The sequence below is a fragment of the Salinigranum halophilum genome (assembly GCF_007004735.1).
Lineage (GTDB): Archaea > Halobacteriota > Halobacteria > Halobacteriales > Haloferacaceae > Salinigranum > Salinigranum halophilum.
Genome location: NZ_ML660182.1, coordinates 796,977 through 817,750, shown reverse-complemented (window position 1 = coordinate 817,750; position 20,774 = coordinate 796,977). Strand labels below are relative to the sequence as shown.

Here is a 20,774-nt window from a genome sequence, read left to right as displayed (position 1 = left end):
CCGAACTGAACTATCCTTCGACCTCTTCGGTCGAGAGGACGTCCTCCAAGGCGTCGAGTGCGGCCTCGCTGTCGTCGCCGTCTGCGACGAGTCGGACTCTCTCACCGGACTTCACGCCGAGGCCCGTCACGCCGAGCATGCTCCGGGCGTTGACGAGGTCGCCGTCCTCGGGGCCGATCTGGATGTCGCAGTCGTACTCGTTCGCGGTCTCGACGAACTTCGACGCCGGGCGGGCGTGCAGGCCCGCTTCGGGGACGACGGTGACGAGTCGTTCCATACCCGTGTCTGCGGACGAGCGGTGTTAGCCGCTTCGATGTGCGTCGTCACACCCTCGACCGCGACACCCGCGGAGCACCGGGAGAAGAGTCAAGTCTTCCCAGTCCAATGACGTTTGATGACACACCGAACGGACGTCCTGGTGGTTGGTGGTGGGGCGACGGGTGCCGGTATCGCGCGTGACCTCGCCCTGCGTGGGGTCGACGTAACGCTGGCCGACCGCGGTGGCCTCTCGTCGGGCACCACGGGGCGGTCACACGGCCTGCTCCACAGCGGTGCTCGGTACGCCGAGGCCGACGAGGTCGGCGCTCGTGAGTGCATCGCGGAGAACGAGATACTCAGAGAGGTCGCCGGCCACTGTATCGGTGACACCGGCGGGCTCTTCGTCCAACTCGAGGAGGACGACCCCGACTACTTCGACACGAAACTCGCCGCCTGTCGCGAGTACGGCATCGACGCCGAGGTCATCTCGGGTGACGAGGCACGCGCGCGGGTCCCGGGACTCGCCGCGGCGGTCGAGCGGGCGATGGTCGTCCCCGACGCGGTCGTCTATCCGTCGCGACTCGTCGCGGCCAACGCGGCCGACGTCGAGCGGCACGGGGGGACCGTCCTCCGCGACGCGCCGCTCGAGTCGTTCGCCCTCGACGAGGGGCGCATCACGGGGGCTCGACTCGGCGGTGCGGCCGACGTCGACGCGACGTACGTGGTGAACGCGACGGGCGCGTGGGCCGGGCAGGTCGCCGAGAAAGCGGGCGTCGTGGTCGAGATGCGACCCACGAGCGGCGTGATGGTCTCCGTCGACTACGCCGACCTCGGCCCCGTGCTCAACCGCTGTCGGGACCCCGCCGACGGCGACATCATCATCCCACACGACGACCAGGTGGTGCTCGGGACGACCAGCAACGTCGTCGACGACCCCGACGACTACCCCAAAGCGCAGGCGGAAGTCGACAAGATGTTCGAAGAGTGTGGCGACATGTTACCCCCCGTTCGCGACGCGGAAACGATTCGTACCTGGTGGGGGGTTCGCCCGCTCTACGCGCCCGACGAGGACGCCCGCGGGAGCCAGAGCGGTGGCTCGGGAGCGAACCGCGGCATCTCGCGTGGGTTCTTCGTCCTCGACCACGCCGACGAGGGCGTGGAGAACTTCGTGAGCGTCGTCGGCGGGAAGCTGACCTCCTACCGGCTGATGGCCGAGGAGACGGCCGACCTCGTCGCCGACCGCCTCGGCGTCGACGAACCCTGCCGGACCGCCGAGGCGGTCCTTCCGGGCGCGAGTGACCCCGCCGAACTGAACGAGTTCGTCTCCGCGTACGACGCGCGGTCGCCGACGGACGAGGACGTGGTGGCCGACGACTGAGCCGCGCTGCCGCCGCGACACGAGGCGTGTCCGTCAGCCAGAGGTCTGACGCGGATTTACGGTCACCCGTGACAATCGCGCACATGTGACAATCACCGAAACGCGCACCGACCGGCCGAGTGTTCGCGTGGTGCGGGCGGTCGCCGTGGCGAAGGGTGTCGACTTCGACGACCTGGAACCGCTCTCGGAGGTCGTCGACCTCGAAGCCATCGACGACCTGTTCACCAACAGTTCGGCCGACCTGCGCGTCGAGTGGACACTGGACGGGTTCGTGGTCGCCGTCGACGCCGACGGGGAGGTCAGCGTCTCGGCGGTACCGACGAGCTAGCTGGTGGGTGGCGAGGCGACAGCGAGAACCGTTGGAGGGCGAGGTCGTTCAGGCGACCGCTTCTTCGAGCAACTGGAGCGGGTGGCGGATCTCGTAGCCGCTCCCGTGTTCCATCTGCATCGAGCAGGTGGGACACTCCGTCATCCCGACGCTACCCTTGGCGTGGTGCATGTGGTCGAACATGTCCTCGCCGATTTTCATCGACTTCTCGTACTTCTCGGCCTTCCAGCCGTAGGTACCCGAGATGCCCGAACAGGAGGAGCCGACGTCCTCGATCTCGAAGCCGTCGACCTCTCTGAACAGCTCCACCGCCTGTCGGTCGAGTCCCTGGTTGCGGGCGTGACACGGCGCGTGGTACGCGAGGTCGGGATAGTCGACGCTCTTGCCCTCGAGTGCCCCCTGGACGTCCTCGTAGATACGGAGGTACTCCAGCGCCTCGTAGGTGTGGTTCGACACCTCGTCGATGCCCGAGATCTGGAACAGTTCGGGGTACTCCTGTTTGAGCGACATCGAACAGGAGGTACAGGAGGCGATGACGTCGTACCCCTCGTCGATGAGGTCTTTGAACTCGGGGACGTTGACGTTCGCCGCGCGCTCGGCGTCGTCCAACATCCCGTTCGCGAACATCGGCGTCCCCGAACAGCGCTGGCGGGGGACCGCGATCTCGTAGCCGAACTCCTCGAACACGCGCACGAGGGCCTTGCCGACCTCGGGCGTGTTGTAGTTCGAGTAACAGCCGTGGAAGTACGCGATGCGCTTCTCCTCCGAGGAGACCTGCGCGCCGCCGCGCTCGCGCCACCACTCGCGGAAGGTCTGGGTCGCGAACTCGGGGAACTCCCGTTCGGCGGTGATGCCGAGCAGCTTCTCGTTGAGCTTCTGGACGAGCGAGTTCCCCATCACGGCGTTCGTGATGCGGGGGACCTTGCTCCCGAGTTCGGCGAGCGTGCGGTAGTTCGCGAGGATGCGGTTCCGGATGTACTCCCGGGAGCGGTGGTCCATCTGGTTCTCCACGTACTCCCCGCGGGCCTCGTTGTGCATCTGCGAGAGCGGGACGCTGGAGGGACAGGCGTTGTCACACCGCATACAGTTCGAACAGGACAGGATGGAGTCGTCGATTTCGACGTCTTCCTTGCGCTTGAGCCGCCACTGTTCGGGTCCTTGGAACTTCGGCCCCGGGAACTCGTCGTCGACCTCGGCGACCGGGCACGACGTATCGCACGCCGTACACTTGTAGCAGTTGTCCGCGCCGGGGCGGAGGTCCATACTGTCGTCGAACACGTCGACGGGCTCGAAGTCGTCGACGGGCTCGAAGTCGAAATCTGTGGGAGATTGTGCGTCACTCATATGGAGTCACCTGCCGCGCGGCCCGCGACGACACCGGTCGCGAGCGAGACGCCGCTGGCCGACTTCTCGGCCGCGACGTTCGCGCCACCGACGACACCGCCGGCGGCGAAGAGGTTCTCGAACTCTGCGTGACCGTCCGCCCGCGTGGGTCGAAGCCGGTCGTCGGGGACGACGCCGAACGAGGTGAACGGGTGGTCGCCGAAGGCGTCTTCGACGAACCAGTCGTAGCGGTCGTCCGGGTGGGGGATGTAACAGTCGAACAGCGGTTCGCGCACGCCCTCGCGCGAGGAGTCGATGCCCTTGCCGACGAGGCCGCCCGTCGCGAGGACGAACGCGTCGGCGTGGTACGGAATCTCGCGGCCCTTCCGGTCGACGATGACGGCCGACACCTCGCCGTCGTCCGTCTCGTAGCCGACCGCCTTGTTGCCCGACGAGATACCGACCCCGGCCTCGTCGAGCGCGTCGAAGAGGAGGTCCTCCAGACGGAGTCCGGGCAGGGAGGGCGGGCCCATCGGGACCTCGAACACCTCCGCGCCCAGATACGCCTCGAGGTCGGCACGTACCTCGTGTCGGTGGTCGTCGCCGAGGAGCGACGGGAAGCCGACGCGCGCTGCGCCGTCCAGATGCGGCTCGACGGCCGCGGCGAGCGCTTCGCGGGTGCCGCGCCCGCCGACGTCCTCGTCGGTGTCGAGCGCCTTCGCGAAGCGAGTCACCTTCGCGTCCGCCCGGAAGCGCTTCGGGAACTCGATGGTCACGCCTCTCGCCTCGAACGGGACGCCGGCGGCGTCGAGATGGTCGGCCGCCAGCGACGCCTCGAAGTCGGTCATCGACGCGAACCCCACGAGGAGCATGTCGCGGTCGTCCGAGGCGACGCCGGCCGCCGCCGCCTTCGGATACCGTGCCGTGGGTTTCACCGCGCCGCCGTGCGTGGGGACGAGCGCGTTCGCGTCCGTGTGTTCGCCGTGGTACTCGTCACCGACGATGTCGTCGAAGGTGGCCAGTCCCTCGCGGATGGCGTCTTCGCCGACGACACGGTAGGGGTGTTCCTCCGGGAGGCTGTCGAGCCCCTCGAAGGGGTCGGCGAGGGGGCCGTCGGCGTCGGGCGTGTACCCGAGGACGTCGATGAGGCCGCTCGCGTGTCGGAGCGTGCTCTTCTTGTGGGTGATGAGCCGGACGCTCGCGCCCGTCTCCGCAGCGGAGAGCGCGGCGACGGTCCCGGCGACGCCGCCCCCGACGACGATGACGTCCTCCTCAATCGCCATCCCGCCGTCCTCCGTCGGCGGCCGCCCGCTTCGCCCCCGCGTCGTCGCCGACAGCCGGGCCGCCGTCGAACGCGCCGAAGTCGACGTCACTCCCGACGCGGACGGGGTCGCGGTCGCGGTTCATCGTCGTCGCGTGCAGGAGATGCTTCAGCATCGCCTGCGAGAGCTGTTCGCCCCACATCGCGTGTCGCTCGCCCTTCCAGCGCTCCTGGTAGAGTTCGTCGAGCGCCTCGCGGGCGACCGGCTCGGGGTACTCCATGGCGAGTTCGTTCGCCATCCGGTGACAGCAGAAGGCCCCTTGACAGTTCCCCATCGACGCCCGGGTCCGAAGCCGGACGGCGTTGAGGTCCGACCCGGCCGACGAGATGGCGTCGCGCACCTCGGCGCGGGTGACTCCCTCGCACTCACAGACGGTGGGGTTCGGCTCGTTCGTCTTCAACACCTCGTCGGCGCGAGAGCCGAGTCGCTGGACCGACCGCCGACCGATGGGCGACCGGAGGCCGAACTCGTCCATGTAGTCCCGCAGAACGGAGAAGTCCTCGCTCCCCGGCAGCGGCACGTCGGCGGTCCGGCACTCGGTCGTGTCGCCGAACTTCGCACAGACGTGGTCGGAAATCTTCTCGGCCATCATCCGGAAGGTGGTGAACTTCCCGCCGACGATGCTCGTCATGCCGGGCAGGTCGTCGCGGGCGGCGTGGTCGAGTAAGAAGAAATCGCGCGTGATGTCGGTCGGGTCCGTCGTGCCCGTCCCCGGCGGTTCGTAGAGGGGTCGGACGCCCCAGAAGGAGCGGATAGTCCGCGCCTCCTGCAGCATGGGGACCAGCTTCGACAACTCGGAGATCATCATGTCGACCTCCCACTGCTCTTCGGGGTAGTCCTCGGGGTCTTCGACCTCCTCGTCGGTCGTTCCCAGGATGGCCGTCGTCTCGTGTGGCACGATGATGTCGGCGTTCCCCTTTGGTTGACACCGGTTGATGACCGTGTCGACCTGTCGGACGTTCATGATGGTCATCACGCCCTTCGAGGGACGGACCTCGATGTCGACGCCGGCCATGTCGCCCACGCGCCCGGCCCACGCGCCCGTCGCGTTCACCACGTAGTCGGCGTAGATCTTCTCGCGTCCGCCGCTCCGCCCGTGGACGCGCTTGCCCTCGCCGGAGGTGTGTTCGACCTCGACGCCGACGACTTCACCCGCCTCGATGAGCACGTCGACGACCTTCGAGTGGGTCTCGATGCGCGCACCGTGTTGCTCGGCCGAGGCGGCGTTGGCGACGCAGAGTCGGAACGGGTCGATGGCCCCGTCCGGGACGCGAATCGCCTTGTCGATGTCCTTCGCGAGGTACGGCTCTAGCTGTCGGGCCTCCGCGTTCGAGAGGACCTCTGTCGGAATGCCACACTCCTTGCAGCCTTTCAGCTTCTTCTCGAAGTACTCCTCGGTGTCCTCGGGTCGCTTGACGAACAGCCCACCGGTCATCTCGACGGTGTGGCTCGCGATCTCCCGCAGCACCCGGTTCTCCTCGATACACTCCTTGGCGCTCGGCTGGTCCGTGACCGCGTACCGGCCGCCGCTGTGGAGCAGGCCGTGCATCCGGCCCGTCGTCCCGTGTGTCAGGTTCCCCTGCTCGACGAGCGTGACGTCCATCCCACGCATCGCCAGGTCCCGCGCGATTCCTGTCCCGGTCGATCCCCCGCCGATGACCAGGATCTCTGGTGTGTCTGTCATTAATCTTTGTAACGCTGTGGACCCTATCCACTTTACTTTACCTCTCCTCGGCACTCGCTAGATATGTCTGGTGTTATCACGCCCCGCGTTGCGTGGAGAGCGCCCCCGACGAGACGGCGCGCGCGCCCCGATAGCGGCTTCCAGAACGGGGGTAAACTGACGCTGGAACACCGCTCACACGCGTGTGCCCCGTTCGAGACCCCACCGGAAGAGACACTCACGCATGCGTGTGCAAAGATTGTGAAGAACGGCCGAAGACGTGTCTGACTCCCAATGAATTAGCAAAGTTTATCACACTCTTTCACACTGTTTACTGGTACCGCCGGACCGTGGATAAAGAACATGCGTCCGGCACAGGCTGGCACACCAAGGTGCTACACACATGAGTCAGGACACATTCGTCGGTGCGATCGACCAGGGGACGACAGGAACGCGCTTCATGGTGTTCGACCACGCGGGTGAAGTGGTCGCGAACGCTTACGAGAAGCACGAACAGATCTACCCGGAGCCCGGCTGGGTAGAACACGACGCGAACGAGATCTGGCGGAACACGAAGCACGTCATCAACACGGCCCTCGACGAGGCCGGACTGAGCGCCGACCAGCTCGAGGCCATCGGCATCACGAACCAGCGCGAGACGACGGTCGTGTGGGACGCCGAGACCGGCAAGCCCATCCACAACGCGCTCGTCTGGCAGGACCGGCGGACGACCGACCGAGTCGAGGAGATTCAGGCCGAGGACAAGGTCGAGTGGATTCGTGGCAAGACGGGGCTGGAGTGCGACGCGTACTTCTCCGCGACGAAGGCGGAGTGGATTCTCGACAACGCGGACCCGATCAAGCTCTCCCGCTCGCGGCCCGAAGACGTCCGCGACCGCGCCGAGGCCGGCGAACTGATGATGGGGACCATCGACTCGTGGCTCATCTACAAGCTCACGGGCAACCACATCACCGACGTCACCAACGCGTCGCGGACGATGCTGTACAACATCCACGACAACGAGTGGGACGAGGAGCTCCTCGAGGAGTTCAACGTCCCGGCGTCGATGCTGCCCGAGGTCCGGCCGTCTTCGGACGACGATTACTACGGCACGACGGGTGACTCCTCACCCGACTTCCTCGACGCCGACATCCCCGTCGCCGGCGCGCTCGGCGACCAGCAGGCCGCGCTGTTCGGCCAGACCTGTTTCGACGAGGGCGACGCGAAGAACACCTACGGCACCGGTTCGTTCATGCTCATGAACACCGGCGAGGAGGCCGTCGCCTCCGAGCACGGCCTGCTCACGACCATCGGCTTCCAGCGCTCCGGTGAGCCGGTCCAGTACGCCCTCGAGGGTGCCATCTTCATCACGGGTGCCGCGATCGAGTGGCTCGAGGACATGACCCTCATCGAGAACGCCGCCGAGACTGAGGAGCTCGCCCGCTCGGTCGACTCCACCGACGACGTCTACCTCGTCCCAGCCTTTGCCGGCCTCGGCGCGCCGCACTGGGACGGTCGCGCCCGCGGGACCCTCGTCGGCATGACGCGTGGTACCCGACGCGAGCACGTCGTCCGTGCGACGCTCGAATCCATCGCGTACCAGACGCGCGACGTCGCCGAGGCGATGGAGGCCGACTCCGGTATCGACATGGGCTCGCTCCGTGTCGACGGCGGGGCCGTGAAGAACAACTTCCTCTGTCAGCTCCAGGCGGACATCATAGACACCGAAATCGTCCGTCCGGTCGTCGACGAGACGACGGCGCTCGGCTCCGCGTACGCCGCCGGTCTCGCCGTCGGCTACTGGGAGACGCTCGACGAACTCCGCGACAACTGGCAGGTCGACCGCGAGTTCGATGTCGACCCCGACGCGGACTACGAGAAGAACTACGAGCGCTGGAACGAGGCGGTCGCCCGCGCCGAGGACTGGGCGCGCGACGGTGGTGACGACTAGATGAGCGTCGTCCTGCAGGCGTCGGCGATCATCGATGCGATCGCCAACCCCGGGCTCCTGCTCGCGGCGTTCGCAGGCGGCGCGTTCGGCGCAGCACTGGGTGCCTTGCCGGCGTTCTGTTTCACCGGCTTCATGGTCATCGCCGGCGAGGCCGCGAATCTCGCTGCCGGTGCCGTCGTTGAGGCCGGTAGCATCGACCTCGGCGGGGCCGGTGTCGCCGCTGGCATCACCGGCAACGTCGCGTTCGGGACGGTCTTCGGCCCACACATCTCCTTCGCCGGCGGCGCGGCCGCCGCGGCCTACGCGGCCAAGAAGGGATACATGGACTTCGGCTTCGACTACCACGAGGCGAAGAACATCCCGGCGGCGCTCGGCACCAAACCCGACGTCCTCGTCGTCGGTGGCCTCTTCGGTATCCTCGGCTACATCATCACGGCCATCTCCGGCACCGTCGGGCTCCCGTGGGACCCGATCGCCATCGCGGTCGTCCTCTCGGCAGTCGCACACCGCCTCGTGTTCGGCTACGACCTCATCGGCGAGGTCCGCGGTAGCGGCATCCTCGACATGGGGCCGTTCGAGCGCGAGGAGATGCGACCGGCACAGAGCAGTGCCGGCGCGATGACCGACGGCGGCGAGACCAAGCAGCGCCTCGCCACCGAGCCGTGGCTCGGCCACCAGTACAAGTGGGGGAACGTCGCGATGATCGGCCTCGTTGCCGGTCTCATCGGCGGCGTCACGGCACTGACGACCGGCAGCGCCTTCCTGGCGTTCGGTATCAGCGCCGCGTCGCTGACGTTCCTCAACCTCGGCGTCGCCCAGATCCCGGTGACCCACCACATGACGCTCCCCGCGTCGACGGCCGCGTTGGCCGTCACCGGTGGCGTCGCGGAGGTCGGGGCGGTCGCGATGGTCGTCGCCGGTGTCTTCGGCGTCTCCGGCGCCCTCACGGGCGAGGTCGTCCAGCGTGTCTTCTACGCGCACGCCGACACCCACTTCGACCCGCCGGCCGCAGCCATCGTGGTGAACACGTTCTTCATCGCGGTGCTCGCCATCGTCGGCGTCTTCAGCACCGCCGTCTGGGTCCCGACCCTCTGATCGGGACGCAGTCGGCTCGTCGCATCGTTCTCCGACCGTCGTTTCGACGACGTCCGAGCAACACGTGTCGCCGCACCACGACACGACAGCGTACGATAGAACCGTGACGTGACTCCTCGCGCCAGACATAGCATGGACCTCGACGAACGAATCGAACGACGTCGACGCGGCGAGAGCGAACGCGCACTCGTCCGTGACTTCGACGTACTGAGCCCCGTGACCCATCTGACCGAGCCGAACGGACGAGGACCCGTCCTCGAACGGCTGCTTGACGTGCTCGACCCGACGTTCGGCGGCGACCTTCCGGACGACGCCTACGTCTGGGGCCCGAAAGGCGCCGGGAAGTCCGCGGTCGTCAGCGCCCTGTTCGGACATCTCTCCGAGCGGAACGCTCGGCGTCGGTCGGCGATCCTCACGACGACGCGGGCAGTCGCGCCGCCGGCTACGCTCTTCGTCTACGTGGACGCGCGCGACGCCTCGAGCGAGTTCGCGTTGTATCACGACATCCTCGACAGCATCGTCGACGAACCCGTCCCCGAAGGTGGTGTCGGGACCGACGACCTCCGAGACCGCCTCGGAGAGGAACTGGTCGGGACGACGCAGGCCGTCGTCGCCGTCGACCACGTCAACGAGGCGAACACGCTCACGACGGGGCAGGTCGACTCGCTCCTCGACATGTCCTCGATGGCGTATCTCGTCGTCGGGCGGGACGCACCGGACACAGCGGCACCCGAAACCGACGAGGCGGTCGCGACACGGGTCGACGAGACGGTCGAGGTTCCGCGGTACGAGCGACACGCGCTGGTCGACATCCTCACCCAGCGGGCGTCGCTCGGTCTCACGCGGAACGCCGTCTCACACACCGACATCCGCGAGGTGGCGTCGTGGGCCGACGGCGACGCGCACGACGCGCTCGCGGCCGTCTTCGGCGCCGCCGACCACGCGCTCGAGCGTGACCAGGACCGAATCAGCACCGACGACATCGAGGTCGGGATGGACTCGGTCCCGTGGCCGTCGGTGTCGCTCGGGCGGGTCCTCGCGCTCCCGGAGAACCGACGGCGGATCCTCCGCCGCCTCCTCGAACTCGACGCGAACGCGGTTTCGTCCGTCACCGCGGCGACGGACGCGCTCACCGCCGACCCGTACATCGACCTCTCGGCGACGACCATCAAGCGGGTCCTCTACGAACTCGCCGAAGCCGGCGTGGTCAAACGGATCGAGACCGACGAGGACCGGGGCCTCGGTCGCCCCCCGAGTCGGCTCGAACCACAGTTCCCGACCCGCGTGTTTCGACGACTGGTCGACATCAGCGACTGACGGCCACTCGCGGAAACGACGCCTCTTTCCTTCCGCTCTGTCGACGTCCTCGTATGAGCCCACCGCTCGCGCTCGATATCGACGGGACGCTGACCACGTCGACCGGGAGCCTCGACCCACGACTGTTCGACGCACTCGCCGCGTGGGACGCGCCCGTCGTCGTCGCCACGGGCAAGTCGTTCCCGTACCCGGTCGCGCTCTGTCACTTCGCCGGACTGCCAGAGCGCGTCATCGCCGAGAACGGTGGCGTCGTCTGCACGCCCGACACTGTCCGGTTCGCCGGCGACCGCGAGCGCGCCGTCCGGGTCATCGAGGCGTTCGAGTCACGGGGTGGAGACGTCGGCTGGAGCGACGCCGACCTCGTGAACCGCTGGCGCGAGACCGAACTCGCCGTCTCGATGGACGCGGACGGGACGCTCCTCAGAGACGTCGCCGCCGAGTTCGACATGGAGGTGGTCGACACCGGCTACGCCTACCACGTGAAGACGCCCGGCGTCGAGAAAGGCGAGGGGCTGGAACTGGTCGCCGAGGAACTCGGCTTCGACCCCACCGCCTTCGTCGCCGTCGGCGACAGCGAGAACGACGCCTCCACGTTCGCCGTCGCCGGGCGCTCGTTCGCCGTCGCCAACGCCGACGACGTGGCGAAGGCGGCCGCCGACGTCGTCCTCGACGAGGGGTACATGGACGGGACGCTCAGGGCGCTCGACGCGGTTCGCGACGCGGACTGAGCCGCGCTCACGCCTCGGTCGTCGACTCGGCGACCCACGCGTCGAACGCCTCGAACAGGTCGTCCTCGTCGAACCGCTCGATACAGGGCACGTCGTACGGGTGTTCTTCGACGAGTCGGGCCACGAGCGCCTCGTACCGCTCGTCGGTCGTCTTCACGAGGAGGAGTTCCTCCCTGTCCTCGACGACCTCACCCTCCCACCGGTAGGTCGACGTGCAGGGGAAGCGGTTGACGCAGGCGGCCAGGCGCGCTTCGACGACGGTTCGGGCGAGGTCGGCGGCCACCTCGGTGGGCGCGGTGACGTACAGCGTCGGCATGGTCGTCGGGTCTCAGGAGTCGAAGGGGGCGAACCGACCGTTGATGTCCCACTCGTGGACGCAGTAGGCGTTCCCGGCCCGTCGCTCGCCGTCGGCGACGACGATTCGCCAACTCTCCGCGTCCGCGTTCCACGTCTCCTCTCGGCCGCACCGCTCACACGTCCGGTCGGTCGGCCGCCGAAGGTCTCCGCTGCTCATACGTTCAGTGGCGACGTCGAGGGATTTAACCCTGTCTCAGTTTCGCCCGGTTCCGGTGGGGTTAGGTGCGTCACGTCCCTTCGTTCTACATGGCCTTTCACACGTTCGACGCCGACCGCGCCGACGACCTCGAAAAGCCGGGGCGGTACCGGTTCTGCTCGCGCGAGGAACTGCTCGACCTCCTCGCGCCCACGTCCGGCGACGTCGTCGCCGACCTCGGGAGCGGAACCGGCTTCTACACCGACGAGGTCGCGCCGTTCGTCGACACGCTGTACGCCGTCGACGTCCAGAGCGAGATGCACGACCGCTACCGCGAGAAGGGTGTCCCCGACGGCGTCGAACTCGTGACTGCCGAGGTGCGTGACCTTCCCTTCCCCGACGACGCCCTCGACGCGGCCTTTTCGACCATGACGTACCACGAGTTCGCGACCGACGATGCACTCGCCGAACTCGCCCGAGTGGTCCGTCCCGGCGGCCGCGTCGTCACCGTGGACTGGTCGGCACGCGGCGACGCCGTGGATGGCCCGCCGGTCGACGAACGTTACGGGCTGGGTGACGCCGTCACTGCCTTCGCCGACGCCGGCTTCGCCACGGTCCGCGCCACAGAACGCCGAGAGACGTTCGTCTCGGTCGTCCGCCGCACGGCCTGACTTCAGCTATAATTTGACGAACGTACGAATATAATCGGAAACAAGCGGTATATTCTCCGTATAAAATCTATGATTCTCTGAATACAAACGTGAACTAGTAGATAATACGACTACATGGAATATGAGGACAACCGTTAAACCTCGAGTCGTGCCAGCGTTACACATGGTACTCCACAACGCCGATATCGACCCACACCGGAACGAGCACGGCTACTACGAGTGTCTCTCGTGTGGCACGCGGACGACGAGCGACGACCCGCTCGGGCGGTGTGTCGACTGCGGCGGCGAGGTCCGAAACATCGGGGTCGCCCGCGAGTAACGCAGAGGAACGCGACGTCAGGTACAGGTCAGGCGGACTTGGTCTCCCCGACGCTCCCCATCGAGGTACCTCGTTCGATGAGGAGGACGACGGCACCACCGACGACCGCCGCCGCGAGGAAACTGCCCACCAGCTCCGGCGTCCAGCCCTGGTTCGCCTCGGCGAGTCGCCGGCTGACGTCCGCGACGGGAGCACGGAGCGCACCGACGATGAGGCTGACGAGGAACGCGAGCGTCGCCTCCCGACGTCGGCTGAGTGCCCACTGGACGACGTGTGAGGTCGTGAAGAGTCCCACGACGGCCCCGGAGACGAACGTCACGACAGTCACGACGGCGGGCGTGAGCCCGGGAACGGTTCCGCCGAGCGCGACGGCGATGAGCCCGTCGACCGTCTCACGGAGGGTGTCGATCATGAACTCGTACTGTCCGATGAGGATGAGGATGAGCGAACCGGAGATACCCGGGAGGACGAGCGCGCTGACCGCGATGAGCCCCGCGACGAAGACGACGGCCGACTGGTGACCGAGCGCCGCCGCGGCCCGGCCGGAGACGACGAACGCGAAGACGAACCCCGCGATGGCGGCCGCGACGCGTCCACGCGTGTTCAGCTGTACGTCGCTCCACAGCACCACCGCGGAGGCACCGATGAGCCCGAAGAAGAACCCGAAGGTGAGCACCGGGACGGTCTCGATGGCCGTATCGACGAGCCGCGTCACGGTGATGATCGCTGTCACGATGCCGACGCCCAGCACGACGAGGAACGGCAGGTCCATCTCCGCGGCGGCCTGCCAGGCTTCGCGCGAGTCCTCGCCGGGGACGACGACGCTCGCGAGCGAGCGAAGCCGCCCCGGCGAGACTCCGGTGATGGCACCGATGAGCCGCTCGTAGATACCGGTGACGAGCGCGATGGTCCCGCCCGAGACCCCGGGGACCGCGTCGGCGGTCCCCATACAGACCCCCTTCGCGTAGACGATGAGCCACCCCAGCGCAGCAGTGCGTCGGTCCATCGCGAATCAGTTCACGCGAGCGCGATAGTCGGCCGTCCCTGTCGGGTCGTCGAGCGACTGGCCGACCGCGAGGTCGGCAGTCGCGTCCGTCGACCTGTCAGCCGAAGACGCGTCGTCGTCCGGAGCGGTCGACGCCGTGTCGATCTGGCTCTCACCGTCGGTGTCGCCGAGCGTCAGCTCCGAGGTCCGTCGTTCGAGCGTGACCTCGACCGTGCCCGACTGGTCACCGTTGACCTGTCCCTCGGGGACGTCGACCGTCGCCGCGTACTCCTCGACGCCGGCCGACTCGTTGAGCTGGACGAGTGTGCTCGGGGTCGAGATGTTGTACGGCCCCACCGCACGGACGCTCACGTTCGTGTAGCCGTTCTCGGGACCGTACTGGTCGTAGCCGGTCGTCGAGTAGGGGAGGGTCATCGTGAACTCCCCGTCAGCGTTCGTCCGCGCCTGCTGGCGGTAGGTGAAGGTGTAGTTCCCGACCGGGGCGCGCATGTCGACTTCGGCGGTCACCGTCGTGTTGGCGGGAGCGCCGCTCCCCTCGATGCGTGCGCCGGGCACCCGCTCGAACGTCTTCAGCCACGAGGGGTTCGTGACGAACATGCGAGTCGCCGGGAAGCCCGTCAGCTGCTGGGCCAAGAGGAACTCACGCTGGTACGACGCGGCGCTGAACGCCGACCGGTTGCTCGTCCGCACGAGGCGGTAGTGTTCGAGCGCGGAGACCCGCTCGGCGGGAACCGCACCGATACCACCGAGCTGTGCGGTGCCGTCCCGTTCGACGTAGGCCCGCGCGGCGCTCATGTTCTGGAACTCACGGACGGCGTCCGTCCGGTTGCTCGGGAACGTCCGGACGCTGACGCTGTCGCCGGCCTGCGTCTCGGCCTGTCGCGTCTCCCAGTCGACGACGACCGGTCGCGGCTCGACGGCGCTGCCGTGGTAGTGGTAGAGGCGGACCATCTGACTCTCGTAGTACCGCTGCTCGCGGACGACGAGACTCCCCCGGAAGTTCTGGGTGTACATCGGCTGGAAGAACTCCTCTTGGGTGACGTTCTCCTCGTCGTAGAAGACGATGGGCGCGCCGAACTTCGAGTTGGGCGAGGCCATCTGCCAGTCGACCATCACGTACCGCGTCTCGTTGCCCTCCTGGCTCTGTCGGGCCAGCACCGATTCGGCCTGGTCTTCGGAGGGGGCGAGCAGGTAGTTCGCCGCCTCGGTGGCGCCCTCCTGGAACGGGTTGGCGTTCGGGATACGCTCACCGCGGACCGTTATCCAGTGCCCGTAGTCCCACCACGACTGGACCCCGTAGCTCCCGTCGGGGTACGCGAAGTCGTCGGTTCGGTCGTACGTCCCGTAGTACGCCATCTCGTTGGACGCGCCGCCGAACGTGCCCTCCGCGGGCGTCTCGTTGGCCATCCACCGCAGGCTGTCGTCCCACTGGACGACGTTGCCCGGGCCGTTCTGCTGGGCGGTCTGCCACGCGGTCTGGCTGCCGTCGACCGACGGGTTACCGGTGTTCCGCACGTTCAGCGGGACGACGAGCACCGGCGCGAGCACGAGCATAATCACGACGGCGACGGTGATGACCTGCCAGGCCTTGACGTCCGAGAGCGACTCGGGGACCGAGCGGAGGTCGATGTACCGCAGGAGTTCGCCGACGAGGTAGGCGTTCATCACCGCCACGACGACGGCGAGGTAGTAGTTGAACCGCACCTGCGTGAACGCGGCGGCCGTGATGAAGACGGCCCAGACGACGACGAACAGGTGCTCGGAGTCGTAGTCGGTGAGGAGCGCCGCACCGACGATGAGTGCCGCCACGACGACGAGGCTCGTGACCTGTGCGTTCAGGCCGACGACACCGCCGATGGCTCCGAAGAGGCTCGGGACGAGGAAGACGAGCGCGACGACGACGAGTGACCCGAGGACGTACGCGAGGTGGCGCGTCTCGCCCTCGTCGACCAGCGGCTTCGCGAGGAACCAGACGGCAGCGGCGACGCCGGTGAAGAGGGTGAAGCCGTACTCGAGGAGGAGTCGTCCCGTCGCGTCCACCCCCTGTTGCTGGAGGAGGCTCGGGCTCAAGAACGGCTGTGCCTCGCCGATGGTCCGGGCGGCCGCACCCTGTGAGAACCCGACGATGCGGAGGAGGTTCGTCTGGACCAACGAGAGCACCGAGGGGAGGGCGACGGCGACGATTCCGGCCCCGACGACCACGATGCCGAGCACCGCGACCGGGTACAGCGACGTGTCGACGTCGCGCGTCTCCCACTGGCGCGCGAGCCAGCCCAAGAAGACGGCGGCGGCACCCACGCCGAGGGGTGCGACGACCTGCAGGAGCGAGAAGTCGGTGACGGAAAAGCCCACGACGTCGACCTGTACGAGCATCAACAGGGCCGTGACGACGCCGATGACGGCCACGGCGTACGCGACTGGTTCGGGCGTCTCGCCGGCGACGACGCGACTCGAGAGCTTCACCAGCGTGAACACGCCGAAGACGCCGACGAGCAGCACGCCCGGCGGCCACACCCACATGTAGGCGGCGAGCGCGAGGCCGCCGAGCGCGGCGTACGCCGTGGGCCGTCGGAGCGCGTCCCACTCGCCGTCCGTCACGAGTTCCCAGACGGGCAACTCGCGCTCGGCGACGGACAGCGCGACGACGATGCCGAGCACGGCGAGCGCCTGGAAGAACGGCTCGGCCCCGTTGTGGTCGGCGAATCCGACCAGGGTCCGCTGGAGGAACGTCCCCGGCAGGAGGGCGAGGACGACCACGCCGAACAGCCCGCCGACGCGTCCGCCGAGGCGCTTCCCGAGGTAGTACGTCGGGACGGCCGCAAGCGCACCGAACACCGTCGGCGCGACGAGCAGGGCCATCGAGACCTGCGAGTCGCTCGGTGCCCCGAGACCGATGACGAGCGCGCCCGTCGCGACGAGCTGGTCGTACAGCGTCCCGAACTGGCCGACACTCGTCCCGAACGGGAAGTACGTCCAGGGGTCGAACGGCATCGTCGTCGGCCAGTTCCGAACCGTGTAGTTCACCTCGCGGAGGTGATACCATGCGTCGTTTCCGGAGAAGTAGACGGTTCCCCCCCGTGTGAACGAGTCCAGTTCCTGGAGGCGGAGGCCTACCATGAAGGCCATCGCCACCAGGAGGGCGGGGACGTGGAACCAGTCTTCGAAGATGTCGAGGACGGATCCGCCGTCGTCCTCGGCACGCTCGCTACGCTGACTCATTGTTCGTGTGGACCGCCATCTCGCGCATAAGCCTTGTGAAACGATGTCCGAAACGGCGTACTCACGCGGGTGAGCGTGTCATCGCCACACATCCGCTGTACCGGTCTCGCCCGTCACGTCCAGGCCGGGGGTCGACCCGCCCTACCAGGTCAGCCCTTCGTAGACGAGTCCCTCGCGCGGCTCGATACAGTGTCTCCCGTCGAGGACGAGCGGGTGTGCCATCGCGTCGAACGCCGCGTCGAGGTCGGCGTACTCGGGCCAGTCCGTCGCGACGAGACACGCGTACGCACCGTCGAGCGCTTCTTCGGGACTGTCGGCGACGGCGAACTCGAGGTCGGGGTACGCCTTCCGCATCGTCTCGACGGCCGCCGGGTCGTGGGCGACGACGTCGGCTCCCCGTTCCGCGAGCCCGCGCAGGAGCGGTGCCGAGCGCGTCTCTCGGACGTCGTCGGTACCGGGTTTGAACGACAGGCCGAGCAGTGCCACGCGCTTGCCGGTGACGTCGAGATGGTCGTCCAACAGACCGAGGAGCCGCTCGGGCATCATCTCGTTCACCTCGACCGCGGCCGTCAGCATCGGGGGTTCGTACCCCTCGGCACGGGCCGCCGCGATGATGGCCGCGACGTCCTTCGGGAAGCACGAGCCGCCCCATCCCAACCCGGAGTCGAGGAACGACCGCGTGATGCGGTCGTCCAGCCCCATCGCGTCGGCGATCTCGTAGGTGTCGACGCCGAGTTCCTTGCAGATGTTCCCCAAATCGTTGATGAGTGACACTTTTGCCGCGAGGAACGCGTTGTTCGCGTACTTCATCATCTCCGCCTCTCTGGTGCCGGTCTCGACGACGCTGGTGTCGTACCGGTCGGTGAGGGGCTCGTAGACACGCCGCTGGACGGCGAGCGTCCGGTCGTCGTCCGCGCCCAGCACTACCTTGTCCGGCTCCATGAAGTCCATCACGGCGGTCCCCTCGCGCAGGAACTCGGGGTTCATCCCGACGCCGACCTCCTCGCCCAGCTCGTTCCCGCTCGCCTCGGCGACGAGCGGCGCGATGAGGTCCTGCGTCGACCCCGGAACGACGGTACTCTTGACGATGACCGTGTGCCACGCGTCTTTCTCCGTGAGGGTTTCGCCCAACTGCTCCGCCCCGGCCTCCATGATGGAGAGGTCGATACTCCCGTCCTCACGAGAGGGCGTCGGCAGCGCGACGAACGTCGCTTCCGTGTCGAGGACGGCCGTGTAGTCGGTCGTCGCGCTGAGGCGCTCTGTTTCTAAGACGTGCCGTGAGACCAGTTCCGGGAGGTGTTCCTCGTGGATGGGCGGTTCGCCGCGGGTGAGCGTCGCGACGACCTCCTCGTCGATGTCGACGTTGACGACGTCGTGGCCCAGTTCCGCGAGACAGGCTGCGAGCGTCGTGCCGACGTACCCGCTCCCGATGACGCTGATATCCATGGTTCTCTGACTGTCGGGCGGCGGCAAAAAGGGTGTGTGAGAGAAGCCACCACGCGACAGCTCCGAGCACGACGGAGACGAGAAGAGCTATTTCGCCGGGTCGATATCACCCTCCAGTGAAGGTCTCCGTCGTCATCTGCACGTACGCACCCGACGTGTTCGACCACTTCGTCGACGCGGTCAACAGCGTCCTCGCGGGGACGTACGACGACGTCGAGGTCGTCGTCGTCGTCGACGGTGACGAGTCCCTCTTCGAGCGCGTCCGCGACCGATACGGGCGTCACGACGACGTGGTCGTCCACTGCAACGACGAGAACCTGGGCCTGTCGGCGAGTCGAAACGTCGGTGTCGAACGAGCGTCGGGCGACGTCGTCGCCTTCCTCGACGACGACGCTGTCGCACACCCGGAGTGGGTCGAACGACTCGTCTCCCTCTACGAACGACACGACGCCGTCGCCGCCGGCGGCCGGATGACCGGCCGGTGGGTCGCGGGCAAGCCGACGTTCCTCCCCGCGGAGTTCTACTGGCTCGTCGGCGTCACTCACCGGGGATTCCCCCTCGAGGAGTGCGAAGTCAGAAACACGTTCGGGTCGAACATCTCCTTTCGGAAGGAGGTCTTCGAGGAACTGGGTGGGTTCGAGACGGACCTCGGTCGCGCGGGCGAGCAGAACCTCCAGGGGGAGGAGACGGAGTTCGCCGCGCGGATGCGAACGCGGTACGGGGAGGGTGTGTGGTACGACCCCGAGGCGGTGGTAGAACACAAGGTGTTCGACTACCGGACGAAGCCAAAGTGGCTGCTGGAGCGCGCATTCTGGCAGGGCTACTCGAAGCGGGTGATGGCCGACATCCTTCCGGACGAGGACGGCGGGGAAGAGAGTGCGTTCCTGCGGCAGCTGCTGTTCGCGTTCGTCCCCGCTCGTCTCCGGGCGGTCGTCACCGAACGGACCGCGGCGAGTGCGCTCCAGTTGGGGTTCCTCGTCGCCCTCACGGCGACGGTGGGCCTCGGTTTCGCCTTCGCCACCGTCGACCGCTGGCGTGCTGACCGTTCACCAGAGCAACATACTTAATATCCCCATCGGGGATGCTTGCGTATGACCGTACTTCTCACCGGAGCGGACGGCTACGTCGGGTGGCCGACGGCGCTCCGACTCGCGGACCAGCTGGACGAACGCGTCGTCTGCGTCGACAACCTCGGCCGGCGTGAGTGGGTCGAACAGGTCGGAAGCGTCTCTGCCGTCCCGGTCGACTCGCCCGCCGACCGGTTCGCGGCGAGAGAGAACCTGAGCTTCGTCGAGGGCGACCTCGCCGACCGCGACGTCGTGGCCGGCTTGCTCGACGTGCACGAACCCGACACCGTGCTCCACCTCGCGGCACAGCCGAGCGCCCCCTACGCGGGTATCAACGGCGAACGGGCGCTGTACACCCAGCGAAACAACGTCTCGTGTGCACTGAACCTCCTCCACGGCCTGCACGAGGCCGGACTGGACGATACGCACTTCGTCGAGACGACGACCACCGGCGTCTACGGCGCACCCGGCTTCCCGATTCCCGAGGGCGGCGCGGTGATGGAGAACGACGGCGAGCGCGACCACGTTCCGTTCCCCGCGATGGGTGGGAGCTGGTACCACCAGACAAAGGCGTTCGACGCGGGCAACATGCGCCTCGCCGCCGCCGACTTCGACCTCGACGTCAGCGACGTTCGGACCGCCATCGTCTACGGGACGCGCACGCCCGAGACCGACGACACCGGGCTGGAGACGCGGTTCGACTTCGACTACTACTTCGGCACCGTCGTCAACCGGTTCTGTGCACAGGCGGTGGCCGGCTACCCCATCACGGTGTACGGTAAGGGCGAACAGCGGAAACCGATGGTGAGCCTCGAAGACACCGTCGAGAGCCTCGTCCGCCTCACCGAGCGGGGACACGCCGGCGAGTCAGGGACGGTCGACGTGTACAACCAGGTCACGCGACCCGTCGCCATCGTGGAACTCGCCGAGACGATCGCCGACGTCGCCGCTGAGTACGGCATCGACGCCGAGGTGAAACACTACGAGAACCCGCGCGACGAGGACGAGAGCCACAAGATGGAGATCGACAACGACCGGTTCATCGACCTCGTCGGCGGACAGCGCCAGACGCTCGAAGACGGCATCCACGACGTGTTCGGCTCGCTCGTCGACCACCGCGACCGCATCGAGGCCCACGAGGACCGCTTCCTCCCGGGCGTGCTCGTCGACGAGTAACCGTCCGCTGCCGG

General features: G+C 67.4%; 19 protein-coding genes. 10 read left to right on the top strand and 9 right to left on the bottom strand.

The annotated features are described in order from the left end of the window. Positions 1 to 10: 10 nt before the first annotated feature. A complete protein-coding gene (gene ptsH1, locus E6N53_RS04250; RefSeq protein WP_142857125.1) occupies positions 11 to 277 on the bottom strand; it encodes a phosphocarrier protein HPr in 267 nt (88 codons plus the stop codon). Between the two features lie 117 nt (positions 278 to 394). Between ptsH1 and E6N53_RS04245 the strand changes: the two genes are divergently transcribed. Continuing rightward, complete coding sequence (locus tag E6N53_RS04245; RefSeq protein ID WP_142857123.1) at positions 395 to 1,636, top strand: FAD-dependent oxidoreductase; 1,242 nt, start codon at positions 395 to 397, stop codon at positions 1,634 to 1,636. Positions 1,637 to 1,721: 85 nt separating this feature from the next. Continuing rightward, on the top strand, positions 1,722 to 1,964 hold the full coding sequence (locus tag E6N53_RS04240) for a HalOD1 output domain-containing protein (RefSeq protein WP_142857121.1): 243 nt from the start codon (positions 1,722 to 1,724) through the stop codon (positions 1,962 to 1,964). Positions 1,965 to 2,012: 48 nt separating this feature from the next. Here E6N53_RS04240 and E6N53_RS04235 read toward each other — a convergent pair whose 3' ends face one another. The 3 genes from E6N53_RS04235 to glpA are packed head-to-tail and all read right to left on the bottom strand — an operon-like array spanning position 2,013 to position 6,293. Then, on the bottom strand, positions 2,013 to 3,308 hold the full coding sequence (locus E6N53_RS04235) for an anaerobic glycerol-3-phosphate dehydrogenase subunit C (protein ID WP_142857119.1): 1,296 nt from the start codon (positions 3,306 to 3,308) through the stop codon (positions 2,013 to 2,015). Next, positions 3,305 to 4,570 carry a glycerol-3-phosphate dehydrogenase subunit GlpB gene (glpB, locus tag E6N53_RS04230; RefSeq protein WP_142857117.1) on the bottom strand — a complete coding sequence of 422 codons (1,266 nt, stop codon included), beginning with the start codon at positions 4,568 to 4,570 and terminating at the stop codon, positions 3,305 to 3,307. Before glpB ends, E6N53_RS04235 begins: the two co-directional genes overlap by 4 nt. Further along, on the bottom strand, positions 4,560 to 6,293 hold the full coding sequence (glpA, locus tag E6N53_RS04225) for an anaerobic glycerol-3-phosphate dehydrogenase subunit GlpA (protein WP_142857115.1): 1,734 nt from the start codon (positions 6,291 to 6,293) through the stop codon (positions 4,560 to 4,562). Before glpA ends, glpB begins: the two co-directional genes overlap by 11 nt. A 382-nt stretch (positions 6,294 to 6,675) precedes the next feature. Here glpA and glpK point away from each other — a divergent pair, with 382 nt between their 5' ends. The 4 genes from glpK to E6N53_RS04205 all read left to right on the top strand — a co-directional run bounded on the left by glpK (position 6,676) and on the right by E6N53_RS04205 (position 11,363). Continuing rightward, positions 6,676 to 8,223, top strand: coding sequence for a glycerol kinase GlpK (glpK, locus tag E6N53_RS04220; RefSeq protein WP_142857113.1), 1,548 nt, complete (start codon positions 6,676 to 6,678; stop codon positions 8,221 to 8,223). Next, entirely contained in the window at positions 8,224 to 9,318 is a 1,095-nt protein-coding gene (locus E6N53_RS04215; RefSeq protein ID WP_142857111.1) for a DUF7973 family transport facilitator, read from the top strand. It abuts the gene before it with no gap. Positions 9,319 to 9,450: 132 nt separating this feature from the next. After that, entirely contained in the window at positions 9,451 to 10,635 is a 1,185-nt protein-coding gene (locus E6N53_RS04210) for a Cdc6/Cdc18 family protein (RefSeq protein ID WP_142857109.1), read from the top strand. A gap of 53 nt (positions 10,636 to 10,688) precedes the next feature. After that, positions 10,689 to 11,363: an HAD hydrolase family protein gene (locus E6N53_RS04205; protein ID WP_142857107.1), complete on the top strand. Its 675-nt coding sequence runs from the start codon at positions 10,689 to 10,691 to the stop codon at positions 11,361 to 11,363. A 7-nt stretch (positions 11,364 to 11,370) separates the two neighbouring features. On the opposite strand, the gene cutA is transcribed toward E6N53_RS04205, so the two are convergent. Both cutA and E6N53_RS04195 read right to left on the bottom strand, forming a co-directional pair. Further along, the gene (gene cutA / locus E6N53_RS04200; RefSeq protein ID WP_136589175.1) at positions 11,371 to 11,679 is read right to left on the bottom strand and encodes a divalent-cation tolerance protein CutA; all 309 of its coding nucleotides are present in this window, start codon (positions 11,677 to 11,679) and stop codon (positions 11,371 to 11,373) included. A 12-nt stretch (positions 11,680 to 11,691) separates the two neighbouring features. Next, a complete protein-coding gene (locus E6N53_RS04195) occupies positions 11,692 to 11,877 on the bottom strand; it encodes an HEWD family protein (protein ID WP_142857105.1) in 186 nt (61 codons plus the stop codon). Between the two features lie 89 nt (positions 11,878 to 11,966). Between E6N53_RS04195 and E6N53_RS04190 the strand changes: the two genes are divergently transcribed. Both E6N53_RS04190 and E6N53_RS04185 read left to right on the top strand, forming a co-directional pair. Continuing rightward, positions 11,967 to 12,527, top strand: coding sequence for a class I SAM-dependent methyltransferase (locus tag E6N53_RS04190; RefSeq protein WP_142857275.1), 561 nt, complete (start codon positions 11,967 to 11,969; stop codon positions 12,525 to 12,527). A gap of 163 nt (positions 12,528 to 12,690) precedes the next feature. Then, complete coding sequence (locus E6N53_RS04185) at positions 12,691 to 12,846, top strand: rubrerythrin-like domain-containing protein (protein ID WP_142857103.1); 156 nt, start codon at positions 12,691 to 12,693, stop codon at positions 12,844 to 12,846. 28 nt (positions 12,847 to 12,874) lie between these two features. Here the strand turns inward: E6N53_RS04185 and E6N53_RS04180 are convergent, their stop codons facing one another. From E6N53_RS04180 to aglM, 3 genes are all read right to left on the bottom strand, one after another. Further along, positions 12,875 to 13,852, bottom strand: coding sequence for a DUF368 domain-containing protein (locus E6N53_RS04180; protein WP_142857101.1), 978 nt, complete (start codon positions 13,850 to 13,852; stop codon positions 12,875 to 12,877). Between the two features lie 6 nt (positions 13,853 to 13,858). Further along, entirely contained in the window at positions 13,859 to 17,071 is a 3,213-nt protein-coding gene (locus E6N53_RS04175) for an oligosaccharyl transferase, archaeosortase A system-associated (protein ID WP_142857098.1), read from the bottom strand. Positions 17,072 to 17,212: 141 nt separating this feature from the next. After that, a complete protein-coding gene (gene aglM, locus E6N53_RS04170; protein ID WP_142857096.1) occupies positions 17,213 to 18,517 on the bottom strand; it encodes a UDP-glucose 6-dehydrogenase AglM in 1,305 nt (434 codons plus the stop codon). Between the two features lie 116 nt (positions 18,518 to 18,633). On the opposite strand from aglM, the gene aglG reads away from it, so the two are divergent. Together aglG and E6N53_RS04160 are read left to right on the top strand one after the other, a co-directional pair. After that, positions 18,634 to 19,584 carry a glucosyl-dolichyl phosphate glucuronosyltransferase gene (gene aglG / locus E6N53_RS04165; RefSeq protein ID WP_142857094.1) on the top strand — a complete coding sequence of 317 codons (951 nt, stop codon included), beginning with the start codon at positions 18,634 to 18,636 and terminating at the stop codon, positions 19,582 to 19,584. 24 nt (positions 19,585 to 19,608) lie between these two features. Then, on the top strand, positions 19,609 to 20,760 hold the full coding sequence (locus tag E6N53_RS04160; protein WP_142857092.1) for an NAD-dependent epimerase/dehydratase family protein: 1,152 nt from the start codon (positions 19,609 to 19,611) through the stop codon (positions 20,758 to 20,760). The last annotated feature ends 14 nt before the right edge of the window (positions 20,761 to 20,774 follow it).